Genomic DNA, 5,651 nt, shown 5'->3' with positions numbered 1-5,651 from the left:
CATTCTTTTTTATCTCTTCTATATAAACTCTCTATATTATAGAAGATCAGTCCAATCCGTCCTGTTAACAGGTAGCCTTTGTGCGCCGCAAATACCACTCCCTCTCAACAAATGATCTCCTTAAACCCTGCTGTCATGCCTGCTTCTAAATCCGACTTATTCGTAATTACCCAAACCGTCTAACCATGAAACACCTAAACAATGATAACGCCGTATAGGTTCTGACATCTTTTGTACCAGACAACGCTGGATAGTAAAGTAAGGAGCCTTACAATAACCATGTTGGTATAAACCAACCCAGCCACAGAACTCTCTCCTCAAGGTTTACGGCTGACCTAAGACCAAGCACCGCATGCCGGGAGGCGCACGCGATCATGCAACACTATAAACAGATACAACAAAACAACCCGCCAGAATGAATTCTGACGGGTTGAAAGGTTTTATCGAACGACGTCAGTTATATGCAGCTGCCGCTCAATAGATAGATTAATGATTTTCCCATTGATGTTGACCCAAGGCCGGGTAGGGTGCATCGCATCCGAAAATACAATCTCACCTACCCTATCATCACTTAGGCGAACGAGCGTACCATTATGGAACTGTGTAACCTTCTCAATAAAGATCCGCACATAAGACGGCTCCAGCTTACCGAAGGAATCACTTTGTATTTGCTCGAGAACAACATACGGCGAAACTGCTTTACGGTAAGACTTATTCAGCGTCATCGCGTGGAAGATATCTGCAATCGCCACAACCTTCGCATAGGGATGGATCAAGGAGGAATCGAGTCCTAACGGATAGCCGCTGCCATCGACGCGTTCATGATGCTGCAGAGCAGACAGCTTAACTCCATCGTTAAGCGCCGCGACATTTTTGAGAAGCTGATTGCCGATCAGCGGATGCCGCTGAATTTCTTCCTGCTCTTCTGCTGTCAGCTTGGTAGGCTTCATCAATATCGAACGATCGATGCGGATATTGCCGATATCATGCAGCAAACCGGCAAGCGCAACCTGCATCCAATCCTTTTGCGGCAGCTTCACCCATTGGGCGATTAGAAACGACGTCATCGCACACGCAACGCTGTTATGAAGCCAATAATCGTCCTCATTAAAGCTGCGCGGCGCAAAGGTTAGTACGTTATAGCTCGGCAATTGCTGAAGCAGCTTCTCAAGCTGCGTCCGAATATCCAGAATCGGAAAAGGAAACCCTGGTGTGAATTGGTTAAATGCCCGCTTCAGCAGCACAACCATGTTCTCGTATTCATCCTGCAGAGGTGATGCGGCTGCCTGCTTCGAATGATTCGACTCTGGCTGCGAGTCTCCCTTAGGTTTGACTGCAGCGCCTATCGGCGAATCAACGATGACTGCCATAACAAGAAATGCCTGCATAATGTCTAGCTCGCGAGACGTAACGATCTTCCCTTTATGAAACAAAACACCGCCATGCGGGGTGAGGACATCTTCGCCAAGTTTATCGCCTAACTTCACCTGTGATAATGGTACGTTCATCATACCGGTCCCCTCCCCGTAATCATTCTGTCGCTATTGGACCGTTTATTCGGCGGAATCGTTATCCGCGTCGGTAATCGTTTCTGTTCCGTCTTGGGCCGAAGCTTGACCTTCCTGTTCAGCACCCTCGATTTCGTCGATTTCCTCATCTGTCTCTTCGCTGCGGGCAACACGCGTTACCGTCGCTACCGTATCGTCCTCGCGGGTATTGATCAGCTTCACGCCCTGCGTGTTGCGGCCCATCGTGGAGATACCTTCCATGCTTGTTCGGATCATCGTGCCGAATGCAGTCATAATCATCAGATCCTCATCGTTCAAAACAACCTTCAGACTGACGATTGGCCCGTTCTTGTCGGTAACATTAAGCGTCTTAATCCCTTTACCGCCACGGTTCTGGATCCGGTATTCGCTCATCGGCGTCCGCTTGCCGTAGCCTTTGGACGTAACGATCAGCACGTCGTTGTCGTTCACGACAACATCCATATCGATTACAACATCGTCGTCGTCGAGCTGGATGCCCTTCACGCCAGTTGCTGAACGTCCCATGGAACGAACGTCATGTTCGGAGAAGCGGATCGACATACCTTGCGCCGTACCCATTACAATTTCCTGGTTGCCGTCGGTCAGCTTAACGCCGATCAGATCATCGTCTTCACGAAGCGATATCGCGATCAATCCGACTTTACGAATATTTATATAATCATCGAGCGGTGTTTTCTTCACGACGCCTTGACGGGTAGCGAAGAACAGGTAATGCTCGGCATCGAACTCCTGCACCGGAATAACGGCATTGACCGTCTCACCCTGCTCGATCTGAATCAAATTAATAATTGGCGTGCCGCGAGCAGTCCGGCTAAGATCCGGAATCTCGTACGCTTTCAGCTTGTACACCTTGCCTTTGTTCGTAAAGAACAGCAAGTAGTGATGCGTATTGGATACAAAAAGATGCTCGACGAAGTCGTTCTCCTTCGTATCCATGCCCACTACGCCCTTGCCGCCCCGTTTCTGGCTGCGGTAAGTCGTAACCGGCAGACGCTTGATGTAGCCGCTGTGCGTAACCGAAATAATAACATCCTCGCGCGGAATGAGATCCTCATCCATGATCTCTTCTTCGCTAATCGTAATTTCAGTGCGGCGCTCGTCGCCGAAACGTTCCTTCAGCTCGGCAAGCTCTTCGCTAATAATGTTAAGCACGAGCTGCTCGTCAGCAAGAATCGCTTTGTATTCAGCAATCTTCTTCAGAAGCTCTGCATACTCGGCTTCGATCTTGTCGCGTTCCAGACCAGTCAGACGCTGAAGACGCATATCCAGAATCGCTTGCGCCTGCTCATAGCTCAGCGAGAAGCGCTCGATAAGTCCTTCACGGGCAATATCAGCTGTTTGTGACGCACGAATCAATGCGATAACTTCATCGAGATGATCAAGTGCAATCCGTAAGCCCTCTAAAATGTGGGCGCGGGCCTCCGCTTTTTTCAAATCGTATTCCGTACGACGACGGATAACTTCGATTTGATGCTGCAAGTAGTAATACAGCATTTCGCGAAGGTTGAGTGTCTTCGGCTCGCCGTTTACAAGCGCCAGCATGTTGATGCCGAAGTTGGCCTGCATTTGCGTTTGCTTGTAAAGATTGTTCAATACGACGCTAGGCGTCACATCACGGCGAAGCTCGATAACAACGCGCATGCCGTTGCGATCGGATTCATCGCGGAGATCGGTGATCCCGTCGATTTTCTTCTCGCGCACAAGCTCGGCAATCTTCTCTACCAGACGGGCTTTATTGACTTGGTAAGGCAACTCGTACACGATAATACGCGCCTTATTGTTGCCATTCTCCTCAATCGTCGCCCTTGCCCGCATCGTAACGGTACCGCGGCCGGTCAAGTAAGCTTGACGAAGACCATGGCGGCCCATGACGAACCCTGCAGTCGGGAAGTCAGGTCCTTTTACATATTCAATCAGTTCAAGGGGTGTAATATCAGGATTCTCGATCAACGCTTGAATGCCGTCTACGACTTCTCCCAAGTTATGAGGCGGAATATTCGTCGCCATACCGACTGCGATGCCTGTTACGCCATTCACCATCAGGTTCGGGAACCGCGATGGCAGAACGGCAGGCTCTTTCTCTTCACCGTCATAGTTCGGTATGAAATCAACTGTTTCTTTGTTCAGGTCACGAAGCATTTCCATCGCGATTTTGGACAGACGCGCTTCCGTGTACCGCATTGCTGCAGCCATGTCGCCGTCGACCGAGCCGAAGTTGCCATGTCCGTCAACGAGCATGTAGCGCATCGAGAAATCCTGTGCCATCCGTACCATTGCCTCGTAAACCGAGGAATCGCCGTGCGGATGGTACTTGCCGATAACTTCGCCTACGATCCTTGCTGACTTCTTATACGGCTTGTCTGCGGCCATGCCGAGATCCGACATTGCATACAAAATACGGCGATGCACGGGCTTCAAACCATCCCTTACATCGGGCAGAGCGCGGCTCACGATGATACTCATCGCGTAGCTCATAAAGGAATCACGCATCTCTGTTCCGATTTCACGGTCTTTTATTTGCGAACGTTGTTGTTCTTCCGCCATGTTTTACCTCCCTGACGTCATCTATCTTCCATCCTTAAATCACGATAACCATTATATTACTTTCACAAACTGGGTGCTGTTAAACCCTCGCACGCCATATTTCGCATTGCGAAGCGGTCTAGCTCTCTATCAAAAACGGCCTAACTTAGTAAATCTTATACTTTTTCATCAAAAAAATAGGTAAATCACAGTTTTCGATAGCTTAATGCTGCCATAAAATAAACAGACCCAACTTCCATTATACCACTCAATCCAAAGTCTGTCTCTGTCTGATTCGCAATAACGTCGCATAAAACGGCCATTTGCCGTCCTCTTGCAGCGTTTCGCAGTTTGCAGATCTACAGGTAATTACGAGAGGAGAAAGCCGCTTGTCCATCCAACGCGTCACTAGCAAATGGGCGAAGACGAATGCGCTGTTGAAGCTCGAAGAGATGAAAGAATATATTCCCGAGACGCAGCACTACAGCCGGGAGGCTCTGTTCGTCATGCTAGAGCATTATCAGATGATTTATGTCAAGCCTAACAACGGCACTTATGGCAAAGGCGTTATCCGTGTGGAAAAGCTCCCCCCGCCGGAAACTGGCTATAAGTATCAGCTCAATACGACGGTCCGCAGCTTCTCGAATTTCGACCAGCTATTCTGGAGCCTCAAACGGCACACGGTCAAAAAGCGTTATATTGTTCAGCGCGGCATTCATCTTCTAAAGCACCAGGAGCGACGCTTTGACATCCGGGTTATGGTGCAGAAAAACTTAAGCCACAACTGGGAAGTAACAGGCATCATTGGGCGCCTCTCCCATCCGGCCAAAATCGTCACTAACTATCATAGCGGCGGGACACCCATGTCGTTTGAAAAGCTGATGTCGACGCATCTTAACGACAGTGAGCAGCAGCAATACAGAGAACGTCTGAATACGCTAGGCTTGACTATCGTTCGGACTTTGCAGCAAACCTATCCCCGTATTAAAGAAATCGGCATCGATATCGCCATCGACACCGACTTCCACCCTTGGATTCTTGAGGTCAATACGTGCCCGGACCCGTTCATCTTCCGCAAATTAGCGGATAAAAAGATTTTTCGCCGCATTTATCGCTATGCGGTGGGCTACGGCCGGTACCGCCGTAAAAGCACTCGTAAAAAATAGCCGCCCGCTACTCGCGGACGGCCTTGTCAGAAAGGCTTCGCTTCTCTTATGAGAATGGCGGGCCTTTTCGGTTTATTTTTAAACATCCAGGTCTTTAACGCTTTTAGCAAACTCTTGAATGAAATCGCGACGCGGTTCAACGTTGTCGCCCATCAGCGTATCGAAGATGACGTCTGCTTCAATCGCGTCTTCGATTGTCACTTGGAGCATCGTGCGGCTCTCCGGGTCCATCGTCGTTTCCCACAGCTGGGTCGCGTTCATTTCGCCAAGACCTTTATAACGCTGAATATTGATTTTCGTGCCTTCGCCGAACTCGGCGATAATATCATCGCGCTCCTTCTCGGATTGCGCGTAACGAATTACTTTGTTGCGCTCAATCTTGAACAGCGGCGGCTGTGCGATGTAGATATAG

Annotated in this window: 3 protein-coding genes and 1 pseudogene; 1 reads left to right on the top strand and 3 read right to left on the bottom strand. The window is 49.4% G+C overall.

Annotated elements, in window-relative coordinates; translation table 11 throughout:
* Positions 1–440 precede the first annotated feature (440 nt).
* Together TY10_RS25070 and gyrA are read right to left on the bottom strand one after the other, a co-directional pair.
* Positions 441–1,511: an HD-GYP domain-containing protein gene (locus TY10_RS25070; RefSeq protein ID WP_042169920.1), complete on the bottom strand. Its 1,071-nt coding sequence runs from the start codon at positions 1,509–1,511 to the stop codon at positions 441–443.
* A 42-nt stretch (positions 1,512–1,553) separates the two neighbouring features.
* Positions 1,554–4,094, bottom strand: a complete 2,541-nt coding sequence (gene gyrA, locus TY10_RS25065; RefSeq protein WP_042169918.1) for a DNA gyrase subunit A — start codon at positions 4,092–4,094, stop codon at positions 1,554–1,556.
* A gap of 368 nt (positions 4,095–4,462) precedes the next feature.
* On the opposite strand from gyrA, the gene TY10_RS25060 reads away from it, so the two are divergent.
* Positions 4,463–5,239: a YheC/YheD family protein gene (locus TY10_RS25060; RefSeq protein WP_042169916.1), complete on the top strand. Its 777-nt coding sequence runs from the start codon at positions 4,463–4,465 to the stop codon at positions 5,237–5,239.
* Between the two features lie 78 nt (positions 5,240–5,317).
* Here the strand turns inward: TY10_RS25060 and TY10_RS25055 are convergent.
* A pseudogene (locus TY10_RS25055) lies at positions 5,318–5,651 on the bottom strand (DNA topoisomerase IV subunit B); the annotation flags it as partial.

Origin of the sequence: Paenibacillus gorillae (assembly GCF_000513275.1) — a bacterium.
Classification (GTDB): domain Bacteria; phylum Bacillota; class Bacilli; order Paenibacillales; family Paenibacillaceae; genus Pristimantibacillus; species Pristimantibacillus gorillae.
Note: the sequence above shows the minus strand (reverse complement) of the source record. Positions and strands in the feature narration are given on the sequence as shown.